Source organism: Bacillus sp. FSL H8-0492 (assembly GCF_038006145.1).
Lineage (GTDB): Bacteria > Bacillota > Bacilli > Bacillales > Bacillaceae_G > Bacillus_A > Bacillus_A mycoides.
In genome coordinates this window covers 1,433,411-1,451,161 of the sequence record NZ_JBBOUP010000001.1, presented here as the reverse complement: position 1 = coordinate 1,451,161, position 17,751 = coordinate 1,433,411, and the positions used below count along the sequence as shown (strand labels likewise).

The window sequence follows — 17,751 nt, the reverse complement described above, 5'->3', positions numbered from 1 at the left end:
GTCACCTCGTCTCTTCTTTGCGCTCCTTTGCACGCAACTGACCGCAGGCTGCATCAATATCATGACCTTGTTCACGGCGAATGGTTACATTCACTCCACGATCTTTTAGCGTCTTTTCAAATAAGAAAATTTGCTCTCGTGGCGTACGTACATAATCACGTTCTGGCACGTAGTTTACCGGAATTAAGTTTACATGACATTTTACACCTTTTAAGAGCGCAGCAAGTTCTTCAGCGTGCTCAACTTGGTCATTTTCTCCTCCAAATAAGCCATATTCAAATGTAATACGACGCCCTGTTCTATTTACATAGTATTTAACAGCTTCCATTAAATCAGGTAGCTTATAAGCACGGTTGATCGGCATTAATTTTGAACGTATCTCTGTATTTGCAGCATGCAATGAAATCGCAAAATTAATTTGCATATCTTCTTCAGCGAACTTATAAATTTTTGGAACAATTCCACTTGTTGAAACTGTCATATGTCTTGCACCGATATGAATTCCTTTTTCATGATTTACAATGCGTAAGAATGACATTAAGTTATCATAATTATCAAATGGCTCTCCAATTCCCATAACAACAAGAGAACTTACACGTTCTTCTGTTTCATCAAGCGCACGCTGAACTTCTACTACTTGCGCTACAATTTCTCCAGCCTCTAAGTTTCGTTTTAACCCACCAAGTGTAGAAGCACAGAACGTACAGCCAATGCGGCAACCCACCTGTGTTGTTACACAAATGGAATTTCCATATTCATGTCGCATTAGTACAGTTTCAATAGAGTATCCATCGTATAACTGGAATAGGAATTTAATCGTTCCATCCGAAGACGTTTGTTTTACTAAAGTGTTTAAAGTAGTAATATCAAAGGAATTCGACAATTTATCGCGCAATCCTTTAGCAAGGTTTGACATATCCTCATAATTTTTTACACGTTTTTTATATAGCCAATCAAAAATTTGTCCTGCACGGAACTTAGGTTCTCCTTGTTCCTTTAACCAATCTTGCATTTCATGAAGTTGTAAAGAATAAATTGATGGTTTCTTTGTTTCTAGATTTTTCTTTTGTTTTTTTACAGTCGTTTCCATGATGCTACACCTTCTTTCTTAAACAAGCAATATAAAAGCCATCTGTTGCAAAATAATGCGGTAAAATTCGTACTTGACCTTCATCAATATACGGATTTAACTTTTCTGGCATGCGATCTTTTATCGTAGTATCCCATTCAAATTCAGGATGCTCTTGTAAAAATTGCTTTATTACTTGTTCATTTTCTATTTTTTCAATTGTGCACGTACTATAAACAAGGCGACCACCTTGTTTTAACAATGGTGCTATTTTTTCTAGTATCGCAAGTTGAATCGTTGATAACCTTTCACTATCGCCCTTATCTTTACCTAACTTAATATCAGGTTTACGTCTAATAACACCAAATCCAGAACATGGTGCATCTACTAATATTTTGTCAAAAGATTCATTTGCAAAATGCTCTTGAACTTTTCTAGCATCTAAAGCCATCGTTTCTACATTTTCTAAACCAAGTCTCTTCGCCTGTTGTTCAATTAAACGTACTTTATGTGCGTGTAAATCAAGCGACATTACCTTACCAGTTCCGTCCAAACGCTCTGCAATATGAGTTGTTTTTCCGCCAGGAGCAGCACAACTATCTAGAACTGTATCTCCTTTATTCGGTTCTAAAGCACGTGCTACAAGCATTGAGCTTTCATCTTGAATAGAAAGGAAACCTTTTTTGAACGCTTCTGTATGTGCGACATTTCCTCTTTCAATTTGAATTGCATCCTCTGACAATTCGCCACGTTTTGCTTCTATACCCTCATCAGCTAATAACGCAACCGCTTCTTCTACCGTTACTTTATCAACATTTACACGTGCTGTTGGTACAGGTGGCAACATATTTACTTCACACATTTTCTCTGCTGTCTCTAAACCATATTCGGATGCCCATTCTTGTACAAGCCACATTGGATGACTCGTTGCAATCGCAAGACGTTCTACTGGATTTTCGATTTCTTCTAACGAAGGTACACCTTCTCGCTGAATTGAACGCAATACTCCGTTCACCATGCCTGAAATCCCTTTATGCCCACGACGCTTTGCAATCTCAACTGCTTCATGAATAGCCGCTCTTTCTGGAACTCGGTCTAAATATAGCATTTGATATAGAGATAGGCGAAGCAACACTCTTACCCACGCTTCAACCTTTTTTCTTAAAAATGGTTGTAAATAATAATCTAGTGTGTCACGACGTTGAATTGTTCCATATACCATTTCAGTTAATAAACCAATATCTTTTCTGTCAATTGTATTTTTTTCAATCAAATTATTTAAAAGTAAGTTGCTATATGCACCACTTTTTTCTACTTGAATTAAGCCATCCAGAGCTAACTCACGAACATTTTGTCTCATGCATTTTCTCCTAACTTCGTACCAATTTCAGGTTTTGTTCCACGTAAAAATTGTGAACAACTCATACGCTTTTTACCAGATGGTTGCAATTCAGTGATTTTAACGCCTGTCTCGTTCCCTGTCGCAACAACAAATCCATCTTCTTCAAGCGCTACTATTGTACCTGGTTCAGCTTTCTCTGTAATAGAGACCTTCTCTCCCCACCATACTTTAATAACTTGTCCTGCCAAAGTCGTATAAGCAACTGGCCATGGATTCAATCCGCGAATGTGATTGTATACTTCTTCACCTGTTTTTGTCCAATCAATTATCTCTTGCTCACGTTTTATATTATATGCAAACGTCACTTCAGCTTCACTTTGTTTAATTGGTTCTAGTTTACCCTGAATTAGTAAAGGAACCGTTTTAGATAAAAGGTGTGCTCCTGCTTCGCTTAACTTATCAAATAATGAACCTGTTGTTTCACGCTCTTCAATTTCTACTTCTACTTGCGTTAATATATCGCCCGCATCTAATTTTTCTACCATATACATAATTGTAATACCAGTTTTCTCTTTACCTTCCATGATCGCATAATGAATTGGTGCACCACCGCGAAGTTCTGGAAGTAATGATGCGTGGACATTAATACATCCATACTTTGGCGCTTCTAAAATTTCATTCGGTACGATTTGTCCAAATGCTGCTGTTACAATTAAGTCTGGCTCTAGTGCTAATACTTTTTCATATTCGTCTTTTTCACGAATTTTTAACGGCTGTACTACTGGAATACCATGTTTCTCCGCTTCTACTTTAACAGGAGTAGGTGTTAAAACCTTTTTTCTACCAACTGGACGATCAGGTTGCGTTACAACACCAACTACGTCATATCCGTCCTCGATAAGACGACGAAGCACCGGCACAGAAAAGTCCGGTGTCCCCATAAATACTACTTTCATCATTCAAAAACCGCTCCTTTTAAACCTATTCTAATTCGCCTGCTTCATAATACCTTTTCACTTTAGATGTAAATAAAACACCGTGTAAATGATCGATTTCATGCTGAATTGCACGCGCTAAGAAGTCATCCGCTTCTAATAAAAATATTTTACCGCGACGATTTTGTGCACGTACTTTAATGTAATCTGCACGCTCCACTTCACCATAAAGTCCCGGAAAGCTTAAGCAGCCTTCGGGACCTACTTGTTCACCACGTTTTTCTAAAATAACAGGATTAATTAATTCAATTTTACCCGTATCATCACCTATATCAACAACAGCAACTTGTAAGCTTACACCCACTTGTGGCGCAGCTAGACCAACTCCGTCTGCAATTAACATTGTTTCATGCATATCTTTTAACAATTTCACTAACTTTTTATCAAAGTTAATTACTCTTTCGCATGGTGTTTCTAACACTTCATTTGGATGCTTTACAATTTCTAAAACTGCCATATTTCCCTCCGCTACATTAACATTGTTGGATTAAAATCAATTGAGATTTGTAGCTCTTTTTGCATTTCTGCTTGATAATGTTCATTTACCATTTTGAGCACGTTCTTTAAGTTTGGTTCCCGTTTGTATTTTATCATGCATTGGTAACGATATCTATCTTTTATCCTTGGAATTGCTGAAGCAACCGGCCCTAACACCATTGTTTGCCTTGAACAATGCGTTCGTAAATGACCGACAATTTTTTCCGTCACTTGGACTGCCTTTAATAACTCCGGATGAGATACAGTTACAAGTACAACGTAGTAATATGGCGGATATTGTCTCATTTGCCTCATTTGCATTTCGTGCTCATAAAATACATCATATTGTTGATTCTTTGCTAATTCTACACTGTAATGTTCCGGCGTATACGTTTGAATTACAACTTCACCTGGCAATTCATGTCTTCCTGCACGTCCACTCACTTGTGTCAATAGCTGATACGTCTTTTCACTCGCCCGAAAATCAGGTAGATGAAGCATCGTATCCGCCGTTAAAACGCCAACAAGCGTCACCTTCGGAAAATCAAGCCCTTTTGCAATCATTTGTGTTCCAAGTAATATATCTGCTTTCTCTTCACCAAACGCCTTTAATAATTTTTCATGCATTCCTTTACGGCTTGTTGTATCCACATCCATTCGAATGACCCGCGCCTCAGGGAATAGTTTTGTGATTTCTTCTTCAACCTTTTGCGTCCCTGTACCAAAGAAACGAATATACGTACTATTACAAGCAGGACACTCCGTTGGCATATTTTCCTCATGACTACAATAATGACACTTTAAACGATGGTTCATTTTGTGATATGTCAACGAAATATCACAATGCGGACATTGTACGACATACCCACAATCACGACACATCACAAACGTAGAATGACCCCTTCTATTTAAAAAGAGAACCATTTGTTCTTTCTTTTCTAATCGATCTGCTATTTTTTCATGCAGTGCCTTTGAAAACATTGAGCGATTTCCATCACGAAGCTCTTCACGCATATCAACAATTTCTACAGTCGGCAAAGCTTGTTTGTTCATACGTTTTTCCATTGTAAGCAACCCATAGACACCTTTTTTCGCTCTAGCAAACGATTCAAGTGTCGGCGTTGCACTTCCGAGAACGATTGGACACTTATGGTATTGTCCTCTCCACACTGCTACATCTCTTGCATGATACTTTGGGTTATCCTCTTGCTTATAACTTGATTCATGCTCTTCATCAATAATAATGATTCCTAAATTTTCGAATGGAGCAAAAATAGCTGAACGCGCACCAACTACAACTTTCACTTCTTTTCTTAATATCTTTCGCCATTCATCATATTTCTCGCCAACAGAAAGCGCACTGTGAAGAACTGCAACTTGCGAACCGAACCTACCTTTAAAGCGATCTACCATCTGGGGCGTTAGCGCAATTTCAGGAACAAGCACAATTGCTTCTTTTCCTTTCTCGAGCACCGCTGCTATAGATTGTAAATACACTTCAGTCTTACCACTTCCTGTAACACCATATAGTAAAAATGGATTGTAAGTTTCATTTGTAATTGATGACAAAATCGGTGTAATTACTTGTTTTTGTTCCTCAGTAAGCGGAAATGGTTTCGTTTGTTCAAAATCATCATCGTCATACGGACTCCGGTATACCTCTACATATTTTTCTGAGATTAGACCCTTTTTAACAAGTGCTTTTATTGGAGCATCTGTTATTTGTAATTCTTCTGTTAAATTTTTTAACGGTACACTTTTGTAGTTTTCTACAAAATAATAGAGTACATCTTGTTGTTTTTTACTTTTCAGTTCAAATGCTGCTAATTCCAATTTATCTGCCGGCAACTCCGGTTGAACTACTCTTTGTTTCTTCTTCTGCACTTTATCCTTTACTTGATAAACCACTTCAGTCGTACCATTTTTAATTTCTTGTTGAATAGTGCGATATAGGTGCGGCTGTGCTTCGATAACTTCCCAATCTATCGTTTCCTTCCCTTGAAATAAAGAAAGAATTTCTGGTGCTACTTCTTCTCGGTTACGAAGTTGCAGACGCTTTTTATATGTTGCTTTAATCGCCGTCGGAAGCATCACCTGAAAAGCTGAAATCATATAACATAACGTTTCACTTGTAAGCCAATACCCAAGTTTTAATAATTCATCATTTAAAACCGGAGTGACATCTAATATTTCATACAACGCTTTTAACTTTTTACTTTCTAGTTCAACCGAATCCTTTATGCCAATAATAAAACCTTGCAATTTCCTCGGACCGAATGGGACTACTACACGCATTCCTGTTTGCACGATATCTTCCCATTTCTTAGGGATAATATAATCAAACGGTCGATCTGTTTGACGTGCAGGTACATCAACAATTACACTTGCAAACTTCATACATAATCATCTTCTAACATCATTTCTATTTGCTTTAATATTTCACGAGCCACTTCTTTCTTCGTTAAAAGTGGCAGCTCAATGATTTCTCCATCTTTTCTATACATTGTCACAATATTTGTATCCGTACCAAACCCAGCTCCTTGCGCTTTCACGTCATTCGCAACAATCATATTTGCATTTTTCTCACGTGATTTTCTCGTTGCGTATTCCTCTATGTTTGTCGTTTCAGCTGCGAAACCGATAAGTAACTGTCGGTCCTTCTTCTCACCTAACGTTTTTAAAATATCCACTGTTCTTTCTAATTCAATTACAGCATCGCCATTTTTCTTTTTCATTTTATTATCATGAACATATTTCGGACGGTAATCTGCAACGGCTGCTGTTTTGATGACAACATCCACACTCTGATAATGCTGAAGGACTGCCTCTAACATATCTTGTGCAGATTCTACTTGTATTGTTGTGACATGTAATGGTGACTCTAATGCTGTCGGTCCTGACACAAGTACGACATCAGCACCTAAGCTTGCTGCAACTTCTGCAATCGCATACCCCATCTTTCCAGAAGAAAAATTCGTCATAAAACGGACTGGGTCAATCTTTTCACGTGTCGGGCCAGCCGTTATTAATATTCGCTTTCCTTGCAATGGTTTTTGTTCTGAGAAAACCTCTTCTAACCTTCCAATAATCACTTCAGGTTCTTCCAGTCTTCCCTTAGCTACATAACCACATGCTAAAAAGCCTTCGCCAGGCTCAATAAATGTATATCCTAACGCTTTTAACGTCATCATATTTTTTTGAACAATTTTATTTTCATACATATGCACATTCATAGCAGGCGCAATCCAAACTGGAGCTGTAGTAGCCAACAAAGTAGTTGTAATCATATCATCCGCAATACCATTCGCTAACTTCCCAATGCAATTCGCTGTAGCAGGTGCCACAAGTACAACATCTGCCCAATCCGCTAAATCAATGTGAGCGATAACTGCTGAATCTTTTTCATCAAACGTATCCGTATATACATCGTGGCGAGAAAGCGCTTGAAATGTAAGAGGTGTAACAAACTTCATTGCCGATTCACTCATCATTACTTTTACAGTAGCACCCGCTTGTGTCAATTTACTCGTTAACGCAGCTGCCTTAAAAACTGCAATGCCTCCTGTTACACATAGAAGTATCTTTTTCCCTTTTAGCATATGACTCGTCCTCTTTCTTTTTCAAACTTATTCTACTGAAATAGAATTTTCAGCTCGTCAGTACCAATATGTTGTTCCACCTTTTTACGATTATTTCTTCCCTATCATAAAAAAATAACAACCTACTTGTAAATAGGTTGTTACCGTTACATAGAAAATTATAAAGTCTATGTTTTAATTTGTCGAAAAGAATGTCTTAATCAATTATTGTGTCATCGCTTGGTACATATTTTAATACTTCTGCATCGATTTCTTCTAATGATTTACCTACACATTTATGAGAAACAGGCTTTTCAATAACACAATTGTCAGCAATTTGCATTTCACGTGCACGCTTTGCAGCTACTGTTACAAGTGTATATTTAGAATCGATTTTTGTTAATAATGAGTCAATTGATGGATTTAACATAATTATAGACCCTCCGTCATTTCTTTATAGTATTTTGCCACTCTTTCGCGGCGGCAATGTTCACCAACCACAATTGCTTTAATTCGGTCGCAAGCTAATTCAACTTGATCGTTTTCTACAACATAGTCATAAGCGTCCATCATTTCGATTTCTTCTTTCGCTACAGTTAAACGATTTTCAATAACATCTTCAGTTTCTGTACCACGGCCGACAATTCGGTTCTTTAGTTCAGATAAACTTGGAGGTGCTAAGAAAATAAATACACCTGCTGGGAAGGCTTTCTTAACTTGAATTGCTCCTTGCACTTCAATTTCTAAGAACACATCTTTTCCTTCTTGTAACGTTTTTTCAACATAATCAATCGGTGTTCCGTAATAATTACCAACGAACTCAGCCCATTCAAGTAACTTTTCATTACGAATCATTTCTTCAAATTCTTCTCTCTCTTTAAAGAAATAATCCACACCATCTACTTCACCTTCACGCGGTTTACGTGTCGTTACTGAAATAGAGTACTGAAAACGTGTGTCTTCATGGCTAAACAGCTCTTTTCGAACCGTTCCTTTCCCGACACCAGAAGGTCCCGAAAGAACGATGAGCAATCCTCTTCTACTTCTCATAAATATGTAAAACCTACCCTTCCTCACTTAAATCTTCTTTATTATTCAAACGATGTGCAATCGTCTCTGGCTGAATTGGACTTAATACTACATGCCCATCATCCATAACAATAACCGCCCTTGTTTTTCTCCCATACGTAGCGTCAAGCAAAGCATTATGTTCACGTGCTTCCTGTACTGTCCGTTTAATAGGAGCTGACTCCGGACTTACAATAGCAATAATTCGATGAGCAGATACAATATTTCCGTATCCAATATTTAAAAACCGCATGGCCATAGTTTGCGCCTCCTAGTAAGTCTATCCGATTTCTCCACCACGTATAACTTTATATATTTTTTGAAAGCTACTCAATATTTTGTACTTGTTCACGAATTTTTTCAAGGTTATTTTTCATTTCTACGACATATTTTGAAATTGTTAAGTCATTTGCCTTAGAACCTATCGTATTAACTTCCCTATGCATCTCTTGCACGATGAAGTCCATTTTCCTTCCAACAGGCTCTGTAATTTGCAGTGCTTCACGAAATTGATCTAAATGACTTTGTAATCGAACTAATTCTTCGTGAATATCTGAACGCTCTGCAAATATTGCTACTTCTGTCAACAATCGTTGTTCATCTAAATCTTGGTTATGTAATTCTTTTAAGCGATTTTCTAATCGTTCACGATATTTTTGTGTAACAATTGGTGCATGTGGAATAATTGCATTTACACAATTATGAATCTCTTGCAAACGATATGCTATATCTTTATGTAATCGTTCTCCTTCGCCATCTCTCATCGTTTTCAACATATGAGCAGCTTGGCGAACAGCTTCATATAAACCGATTTCAAATTGTTCATTTACATTTTCTATTTCTTCAACTGCCGTTACTTCTGGCATTCCCATTAGTTGCCCGAGTGTAATAGAATCTTGTAATTGAAATTTCCCTTTTATATCTTCCATAATGGATTGGTACTGCTTGAGAAGTTCCCAATTCACAGTTAATTTTCTTTCAACAAGCCCTTCGCCTGTTATACTAATAGACACTTCAATACGTCCACGGCGAACTTGCTTTGCAATTATTTTACGAATCTTGTCTTCAAACGCCATCATTTGCTTCGGAAGCCGAATACTCATTTCTAAAAAACGATGGTTCACCGACTTCATTTCTACTGTTATTTGAAAAGTATCGTTTTCTACCTTCGATCTTCCAAATCCTGTCATACTACAAATCATCTTTATCACATCCAAGCCATGAAATAACTCAATGAAAAAGGCAATAGAGACAAGGCTCTACTACCTTCTGTAAATTATATCATATTTTCATATCATTGACTATTTCAAGTTTAATCCCTTCTTATATAACAGCGGCTTTTTCTTTTTCCCCTTTTTTCTTGTTAATAAGGATCCTACTAATAAGAAGGTCGGAATAGATGATAATCCTCCAATTAACAACCAATCTCGTGCTTGTATCGGCATTGTGCTAAAAATCGGCTGTAATGGTGGATAATATATAACTACAAGCATTAACAGTAAAGAAATAATAACCGCCCCTACTAAATATATATTTCCAAACGGGTTGCGGTGAAATATAGAATGTTCACTACGACAATCAAATACATGAATAAGCTGAGCCAGTACTAATGTTGCGAAGGCTACCGTTTGTGCATACTTCAATTCATTCGGATGCTGGTTAAATGCAATAATAAACGCTACTAATGTCACTGCTCCGATTAAAAAACCACGACTTATAATTTTCCACGCAAGCCCTCTAGCGAACACCCCTTCTTTCGGATGGCGTGGTGTTCTCTTCATCACATCTCCTTCAGCCTTATCCAAACCTAATGCCATCGCTGGTAAACCGTCAGTAACTAAGTTCACCCATAAAATTTGAATTGGAACCATCGGCAATGGCAGTGCAAGTAACATCGCAAATAGCATAACTAAAATTTCACCAACGTTAGATGCTAACAAATACCGAATAAACTTCCGAATATTTTCATATATGTTTCTACCTTCTTTAATCGCCGATTTAATCGTAGCAAAGTTATCATCTAACAACACAAGTGAAGAAGCTTCTTTTGCAACATCTGTCCCTGTAATTCCCATCGCAATCCCTATATCAGCTGTTTTAATAGCTGGAGCATCGTTCACTCCATCACCTGTCATAGCTACTATATGTCCCTTATTTTGCAGTGCCTTAACGATTTTCAATTTATGCTCAGGAGACACACGAGCGAATACATACGTATCTTCTACAATATCTTCTAATGCCTCTACATCCATATTCGCAAGTTCTACACCTTCAACAACGCGTCCACCCGCCGGTAAAACCCCTAGCTGTTCCGCAATTGCCATTGCCGTCACTTTATGATCTCCCGTAATCATTACCGTTCTAATACCAGCTTCCTTACACTCTTTCACCGCTTGCGCCACTTCTAGTCTTGGCGGATCTATCATTCCTTGTATTCCAACAAGCATAAAATCCTGCTCGACTTCTCTTTCATGTTCAATTGAATCTGTAGCTTTTAACGGTTTAAATGCCACTGCAATCGTTCGTAAAGCTTGACTTCCTAAACTATGAATCGCTGCCTGCACTTCTTTTCGATACATTTCACTTAAAGGCTGCTGCTTATTTCCCCACAAAATTGTTTGACTCATCTGCAAAAGAACATCTGGTGCTCCTTTTGTAATAACAAATTTTTTACCTTCACGATCACGAACGATAACGCTCATCATTTTTCTAGTTGAATCAAAAGGAAATTCACGAATGACTTCAAACTTTCCTTTAAGAGCTTCACGTGATATTCCCGCCTTCATTGCAGCAGCAACGAGAGCTCCCTCTGTTGGATCTCCATCTAACACATACGTCTTTTTCTTTTGAATAACATTCGCATTATTACATAAACAGCCAAATGTAAGTAGTTGATACAGTGATTTCGTCTTAGTAGGGTCAATTACTTCTTCACCTTTCATAAACGAACCTGTTGGCTCATAGCCTTGACCTGTTACTTTCCACAATTCTCCGCCTGACCACATATGTGTTACCATCATTTTATTTTGTGTCATTGTTCCTGTTTTATCTGAGCAAATAACAGAAGCACAGCCTAACGTTTCTACAGCTGGCAACTTTCGCACAATTGCCCTCTTTTTAATCATACGCTGTACACCAAGTGATAGCGCAACCGTAACGATAGCTGGCAATCCTTCTGGAATAGCTGCAACAGCAAGCGAAACCCCAGCCAAAAACATGTGATACACTTCATTCCCTTGATATACACCAGCTAGTACAACAAGAGCCGTCAAAATAAGAGCAACAATAATTAAAATTTTTCCAAGCTGTTCTAATCTTCTTTGTAATGGCGTTTCCATTTGTTCAGCATTTTGCAACATATTTGCAATTTGCCCCATAGCTGTATTCATTCCAGTTGCTACGACTACCCCTGTTCCAGCACCTCTCGTTATCATCGTCCCCATAAATGCCATGTTTTTTTGATCACCAATTGAAACATCTTGACCTTGTAACGCATCTACCTTCTTTTGTACAGGCAATGACTCTCCTGTAAGAGCCGATTCTTCAATATATAAACTTGAAGATTCCACAAGGCGAACATCCGCGCCAATACGGTCACCACTAGAAAATTTAATAATATCACCCAGTACAAGCGCTTTTGACGGCACTTTTATCCACTTCCCATTTCTTAGTACAGTAACTTGAGGAGCTGCCAATTCTTTTAAAGCTTCCAACGATTTTTCAGCTTTCCTCTCTTGGAAGAAACCGAGGACACCATTAATAATAACAATTGCAACAATTGCAATCGAATCAATATACTCTCCTAAAAAAGCTGAAATAATTGTAGCACCAAATAAAACAAGTACCATAAAATCTTTAAATTGCGCTAAAAACACCATAAGCGCAGAAGGCCGCTTTGCTTCTTGCAATTCATTTGTGCCAAATTTCTTTAATCGGCCCTCTGCTTCTTGCTCTGTAAGACCTACCTCCACATTCGTATTCGTTCTTTCCTCCACTTCATGTGCTCGCATTTCATACCAGTTCATCCTGCCATCGACCTCCTGATTCCAGACATACTCTAATGAAAGCTTATTCAGCCTCGTCCAAAAAAATGCTATAATTAACTTTTAGTTAGAAAGGAGTGTTCATTCATGGCATTCGATGGATTATTTACAAGAGCAATTACACATGAAATTGCAAATTCTCTTCAAACAGGAAGAATTTCAAAAATATATCAACCCTCAAAATATGAAGTTTTATTACATATTCGAGCAAACGGAAAAAACCAACAACTAATTCTTTCATCTCATCCTACATATGCGCGTATGCACTTAACAAATCAAAACTACAATTCACCAGCGCTACCGCCGATGTTTTGTATGCTTCTTCGCAAACATTTAGAAGGTGGATTTATTGAAAAAATTGAACAAATTGACTTAGAACGTATTATTCAAATTACAGTCCGCAGTCGCAATGAAATCGGTGACGAATCAGTAAAAACATTAGTAATCGAAATAATGGGACGACACAGTAATATTATCTTAGTAGATACGAAAACAAATGTTATTTTAGATAGCTTAAAACACGTTTCTTTAGCGGTAAACCGACATCGTACTGTATATGCTGGAGCTGAATATGTTGCCCCACCGGCACAACATAAAGTTAATCCGCTTCTTATCGAAACAGAAGATGATTTTATTAAACCGCTAGACTTTTTATCTGGCAACATGGACAAACAACTTGTCGGAGCATTCATGGGAATTTCCCCATTATTTGCAAAAGAAGTTGTAAAAAAAGCAGGTATGGCAAATGAAAAAGCATTATCTGAAGCTTTCTTCAGCTTGCAAAAACCTTTGCTAACACATCAGTACGTGCCAGCAATGATAACAGCAAATGGAAAAGAGTTCTTTTACCTATTCCCTCTTTCTCACTTACAAGGAAACGAAAAAACATTTTCATCTGTTAGTGAATTATTAGATCGTTTCTTCTTTGGTAAAGCAGAGCGCGATCGTGTAAAACAACAAGCTCACGATTTAGAACGCTTTATGCAAAATGAAAAAACAAAAAACGAAAAGAAGCTAATTAAACTAGAAAAAACATTACAAGATGCCGGAAAAGCAGATAAATATCAACTATTTGGAGAGCTACTTACAGCCAATATGTACGCTTTGAAAAAAGGTGATAAAGAGATAGAAGTCGTTAACTATTACGACGAAAATGGTGGGACTGTAAAAATCACATTAAATCCTTTAAAAACACCATCTGAAAATGCACAACGCTATTTCCAAAAGTACCAAAAAGCGAAAAATTCAGTTGCTATTGTAGAAGAACAAATCGTAAAAACAAATGAAGAAATTCTTTATTTCGATAGCTTACTTCAACAAATGGAGGTTGCTTCTTCAAAAGATATTGAAGAGATTCGTGAAGAACTGACCGAAGAAGGTTATGTACGTAATCGTAAGAAGAAAAACTCAAAGAAAAAACCGACAAAACCAGTATTGGACAAATATTTAGCTAGTGATGGCACAGAAATTTTCGTCGGTAAAAACAATAAGCAAAATGATTATTTAACAACGAAATTCTCCCGTCGTGATGAAATTTGGTTACATACGAAAGACATACCTGGGTCCCACGTTGTCATTCGTTCTCTTGAACCTACGGAAGAGACTTTACAAGAGGCCGCTAAAATCGCTGCTTATTACAGTAAAGCAAAAGATTCTAGTTCTGTTCCTGTAGATTTCACAAAGGTACGCCATGTCAAAAAACCGAGCGGTGCAAAACTTGGATTTGTTACATATGACAATCAACAAACATTATATGTAACACCAGATGCTGATACAGTAATGAAATTAAAAGCGTAAATTAAAAAATGCGTTGCTTGCTAGCAACGCATTCTTTAATTTAGTTCATATATCCATTAACTAATTCGTAACATCTTTCTTTTGTCATCTTATATTTCTCTTCCGAAGCCTCTATACGTCTCATCGTTCCATTATTTGGATCTGTACCAATCGCTATAACTTTACTTTCTTTTTCTTTAACCCATGCAATCTGTTTTGTTTTTAATGACTGAAATGCATCAGCTGACATCGTATTTTTTAATGTACTGTAAATTTCATTTAGTTTATTATCCCATAGTTGATAATTTCCTTCTATTTCATTTACTATGTCATTTGTTGACATAACATTTGTATGTTTTTCTTCGTTTTCTAGAGCAACTAACTCATTTAGAGCCTTAGTTTTACCTAATACTGAAGAAGATTCTTTTTTTGGCTGCTTCTCTTCTTTTGAACTAGTATACGTACTGGAATCATTTCCCTTAGCTGTTTCTTGCTCTTGAATAAAATCCTGTTTCGTTACCTTCTCTTGCTCTTCATCATCTACATTGTGAGTAATAACAGATGTTTGGGCATCCACAGCAACTACTCCGTTACTTTCTTTAAAAATATATTTCTTATTTCCACTATTCTCTTCTCTAACGAAAGAGACATTCTTGAAACCTTGAACTCTAAGAATTTCGTTAGCTTCTTCTTTAGTTAACTTTAAATCTACTGGCGTATTTGATGACCATTTATCCATTAACCATTTTCCATCGGTATAAACTAAAACAAATTCCCACGTCTCCGCTTCATTCCCCATATCATTTGCAAGGATAAGCGTCTCAATCTTTAAAACATCATTTTTCTGTGAACAAGTTATTCTCACGTCTGGCTCAATATGAATTGGTAATGGCAACATATCCGTCTCTCTAGACCTATTAAATGTGTCAAGCGACTTAGGAAGCTGATTTTCTACAAACTTATCTGTAACTAATCCCTTAACTCCTTTTTTCGCTGTCTCCATATCTTCAGGATTATTTCGGCTCCATCCATTTTCTTTTTCCATCTCACTAAAAGCGTTTGCTATCCTATCTACGCTCTTTCGTACAATCTTTTTCGCTTCTTTTCCTGTCACTTCTGGTGCTTCATCAAGCTGTTCAATCTTTTCATTTACTTGAACTTTGTTTTCACTTTTTTCACAACCTGCTAGAACAGACATACTAACTACCAAGCAAAATGACATTACTTTACTTAATTTTTTCATATACTCACATTCCTTAATCCTATTTATTCGTTACGTATCCCTATCTTCGAGAGAAACCCAACAATTACCTATTGTATCAATAATCATCATTTCCTTATACAATTAATTTTATATTCAAATAAAACAAATAATATACTTTTCAAATATTTAATCTAAAAGTCGCTTATATTTTCCTTTCCTAACTTCAATATTATCAAAAAATTTGACAGTTCTATTTCGTATTTGTATAATTTTTTTTACAGTGTGTAAAGAAATTGAGTCTTGAGTTGATGTTTTTTTCATTCTCCCACTGCTAATTGAAGGAATCTGTATTTCACGAACAGCCCACCGCCCACAAATAATGGGCTAAATTTCTTATTTTCTCTAAAACATATGTAATTCCCACTATCTTTTCTCTAAAGATATTTTTTGGCATGCTATTTGCTTTATTCAATACTGTGAATAGGGGGAGGAATTAACATGACTTTACAAATTAATAAAATCCAAAAACAACTACAAAACTATGGGATTGACGGGTTACTCATTACAAAAAAAGAAAATCGCCAATATGCAACAGGATTTACAGGTAGTGCTGGCGTCGTCTTAATCTCTGCGGATACAGCTGTTTTTATAACCGATTTCCGCTATGTAGATCAAGCAAAATCACAAATAAAAAAAGCTGAAATCATTATGCATAATGGGAATTTAGAAAAGGAAGTTGCCAATCAAGTATCAAAATTAAATATCCAAAAACTTGGAATTGAAGAAAACAATATAACTCTGCAACAATTTAAGAAACTACAAAAATATATACATACGGAAATGGTTCCAGTTTGCGAAATCATTGAAAATATTCGCCTTATTAAAGACACACCTGAAATAGAAACAATGAAAATTGCAGCTAATATCGCTGACGAAGCATTTCACCACATCCTTCAGTTTCTAAAACCAGGAATAAGTGAGACTGCTGTCCGAGACGAATTAGAATTTTTCATGCGAAAAAAAGGAGCTGCATCTTCGTCGTTTCAAATCATTGTAGCTTCTGGTGTTCGTTCTTCCCTTCCTCATGGAGTCGCATCGAATAAAATAATCGAACGCGGCGATATCGTTACATTAGATTTCGGTGCCCTTTATAATGGATATTGTTCCGATATTACACGTACTGTAGCAATCGGCGAGCCATCAGAAGAATTTAAAAAAATATATAATGTTGTCTTAGAAGCATTAAAGCGTGGAACTGAAGCGATTAAACCTGGAGAAACTGCGAAAAGTATCGATGATGTAACGAGAAATTGCATTACAGAACATGGATATGGTCAATATTTTGGTCACTCTACAGGGCACGGTCTTGGCTTAGAAATACATGAACCTCTTCGCCTATCCCAAGAAAGTAAAGCTACTTTAGAAGAAGGTATGGTTGTTACAGTTGAACCAGGTATTTACATACCAAACTGGGGCGGTTGTAGAATTGAAGACGCTATTGTAATTACAAAAGAAGGATATGAAGTTATTACAAAATCAAATAGAGAGCTAATTGTTATTCCTTGTTAATATTATAAAATTTTTAACAGGATTTTTTCCCTGCACATAGAATTCTTTCTCTGGAGTATTCGTTTAAAGAGGGGGAATTTTAATTGAATTTTGTAATTGATAAAATAGATGGTTTACAAGTTGAATTTTCAAAACTTGTTTCCATGATGAATTACGCTCGTTACACAACGATGCAAGCGGTGGAAGGTTTAACAATTGAAGAACTTGATTATTTATATGATGATGAAGCAAATTCAATTGGCATGCTATTATATCACATGGCTGCTATTGAATTTTACTACCAAATTCATACCTTTGAAGATCGTGAACCGACAGATGCTGAATTAGAGCGGTGGTTACCTGCTGTTGAACTAGGGAATCTTGGACGTGAGAAAATAAAAGGAAACTCTATAGAATTTTACATCAATACATTACAAGAAGTACGCTCTAAAACAATTGAAACTTTTCAATCGTTACCCGATGAATGGTTATTTAAAACGACAGATTTTTGGTATGACAAACCAGCTAACAATTATTTCAAATGGTTTCACGTATTTGAAGATGAGATCAATCACCGCGGACAAATTCGTTTGATTAAGAAGATGCAAAAAGCTCATGCAGTGAAATAAGAAAGTGCCACCTTATCCGGTG

The 17,751-nt window shown here is 36.7% G+C and carries 15 protein-coding genes; 3 read left to right on the top strand and 12 right to left on the bottom strand.

Features of this window, described 5'->3' with window-relative positions; genetic code table 11:
* Position 1 precedes the first annotated feature (1 nt).
* From rlmN to MHH66_RS07455, 11 genes are all read right to left on the bottom strand, one after another.
* On the bottom strand, positions 2 to 1,090 hold the full coding sequence (gene rlmN, locus MHH66_RS07505) for a 23S rRNA (adenine(2503)-C(2))-methyltransferase RlmN (RefSeq protein ID WP_002014500.1): 1,089 nt from the start codon (positions 1,088 to 1,090) through the stop codon (positions 2 to 4).
* 4 nt (positions 1,091 to 1,094) lie between these two features.
* On the bottom strand, positions 1,095 to 2,429 hold the full coding sequence (gene rsmB, locus MHH66_RS07500; protein ID WP_002128834.1) for a 16S rRNA (cytosine(967)-C(5))-methyltransferase RsmB: 1,335 nt from the start codon (positions 2,427 to 2,429) through the stop codon (positions 1,095 to 1,097).
* On the bottom strand, positions 2,426 to 3,370 hold the full coding sequence (gene fmt / locus MHH66_RS07495; protein WP_002014498.1) for a methionyl-tRNA formyltransferase: 945 nt from the start codon (positions 3,368 to 3,370) through the stop codon (positions 2,426 to 2,428). The genes rsmB and fmt overlap by 4 nt, the downstream gene beginning before the upstream one ends.
* 22 nt (positions 3,371 to 3,392) lie before the next feature.
* Positions 3,393 to 3,863, bottom strand: coding sequence for a peptide deformylase (def, locus tag MHH66_RS07490; RefSeq protein WP_002014496.1), 471 nt, complete (start codon positions 3,861 to 3,863; stop codon positions 3,393 to 3,395).
* Between the two features lie 11 nt (positions 3,864 to 3,874).
* Positions 3,875 to 6,280, bottom strand: coding sequence for a primosomal protein N' (gene priA / locus MHH66_RS07485; RefSeq protein ID WP_002128835.1), 2,406 nt, complete (start codon positions 6,278 to 6,280; stop codon positions 3,875 to 3,877).
* Positions 6,277 to 7,482, bottom strand: coding sequence for a bifunctional phosphopantothenoylcysteine decarboxylase/phosphopantothenate--cysteine ligase CoaBC (coaBC, locus tag MHH66_RS07480; protein WP_078184345.1), 1,206 nt, complete (start codon positions 7,480 to 7,482; stop codon positions 6,277 to 6,279). The genes priA and coaBC overlap by 4 nt, the downstream gene beginning before the upstream one ends.
* A 196-nt stretch (positions 7,483 to 7,678) precedes the next feature.
* Positions 7,679 to 7,891, bottom strand: coding sequence for a DNA-directed RNA polymerase subunit omega (rpoZ, locus tag MHH66_RS07475; RefSeq protein WP_016100710.1), 213 nt, complete (start codon positions 7,889 to 7,891; stop codon positions 7,679 to 7,681).
* Between the two features lie 2 nt (positions 7,892 to 7,893).
* Entirely contained in the window at positions 7,894 to 8,511 is a 618-nt protein-coding gene (gene gmk / locus MHH66_RS07470) for a guanylate kinase (RefSeq protein ID WP_002014492.1), read from the bottom strand.
* 13 nt (positions 8,512 to 8,524) lie between these two features.
* On the bottom strand, positions 8,525 to 8,788 hold the full coding sequence (remA, locus tag MHH66_RS07465; RefSeq protein ID WP_001251456.1) for an extracellular matrix/biofilm regulator RemA: 264 nt from the start codon (positions 8,786 to 8,788) through the stop codon (positions 8,525 to 8,527).
* A 67-nt stretch (positions 8,789 to 8,855) separates the two neighbouring features.
* The gene (locus tag MHH66_RS07460) at positions 8,856 to 9,731 is read right to left on the bottom strand and encodes a YicC/YloC family endoribonuclease (RefSeq protein ID WP_078184346.1); all 876 of its coding nucleotides are present in this window, start codon (positions 9,729 to 9,731) and stop codon (positions 8,856 to 8,858) included.
* 99 nt (positions 9,732 to 9,830) lie between these two features.
* On the bottom strand, positions 9,831 to 12,554 hold the full coding sequence (locus MHH66_RS07455; RefSeq protein ID WP_078184347.1) for a calcium-translocating P-type ATPase, SERCA-type: 2,724 nt from the start codon (positions 12,552 to 12,554) through the stop codon (positions 9,831 to 9,833).
* 105 nt (positions 12,555 to 12,659) lie between these two features.
* Here MHH66_RS07455 and MHH66_RS07450 point away from each other — a divergent pair, with 105 nt between their 5' ends.
* The gene (locus MHH66_RS07450) at positions 12,660 to 14,369 is read left to right on the top strand and encodes an Rqc2 family fibronectin-binding protein (protein ID WP_078184348.1); all 1,710 of its coding nucleotides are present in this window, start codon (positions 12,660 to 12,662) and stop codon (positions 14,367 to 14,369) included.
* Positions 14,370 to 14,409: 40 nt separating this feature from the next.
* On the opposite strand, the gene MHH66_RS07445 is transcribed toward MHH66_RS07450, so the two are convergent.
* Positions 14,410 to 15,591: a lysozyme inhibitor LprI family protein gene (locus tag MHH66_RS07445; RefSeq protein WP_078184349.1), complete on the bottom strand. Its 1,182-nt coding sequence runs from the start codon at positions 15,589 to 15,591 to the stop codon at positions 14,410 to 14,412.
* Positions 15,592 to 16,050: 459 nt separating this feature from the next.
* On the opposite strand from MHH66_RS07445, the gene MHH66_RS07440 reads away from it, so the two are divergent.
* Both MHH66_RS07440 and MHH66_RS07435 read left to right on the top strand, forming a co-directional pair.
* Positions 16,051 to 17,121 carry a M24 family metallopeptidase gene (locus MHH66_RS07440; RefSeq protein ID WP_078184350.1) on the top strand — a complete coding sequence of 357 codons (1,071 nt, stop codon included), beginning with the start codon at positions 16,051 to 16,053 and terminating at the stop codon, positions 17,119 to 17,121.
* 83 nt (positions 17,122 to 17,204) lie between these two features.
* A complete protein-coding gene (locus MHH66_RS07435) occupies positions 17,205 to 17,729 on the top strand; it encodes a DinB family protein (RefSeq protein WP_002199527.1) in 525 nt (174 codons plus the stop codon).
* The last annotated feature ends 22 nt before the right edge of the window (positions 17,730 to 17,751 follow it).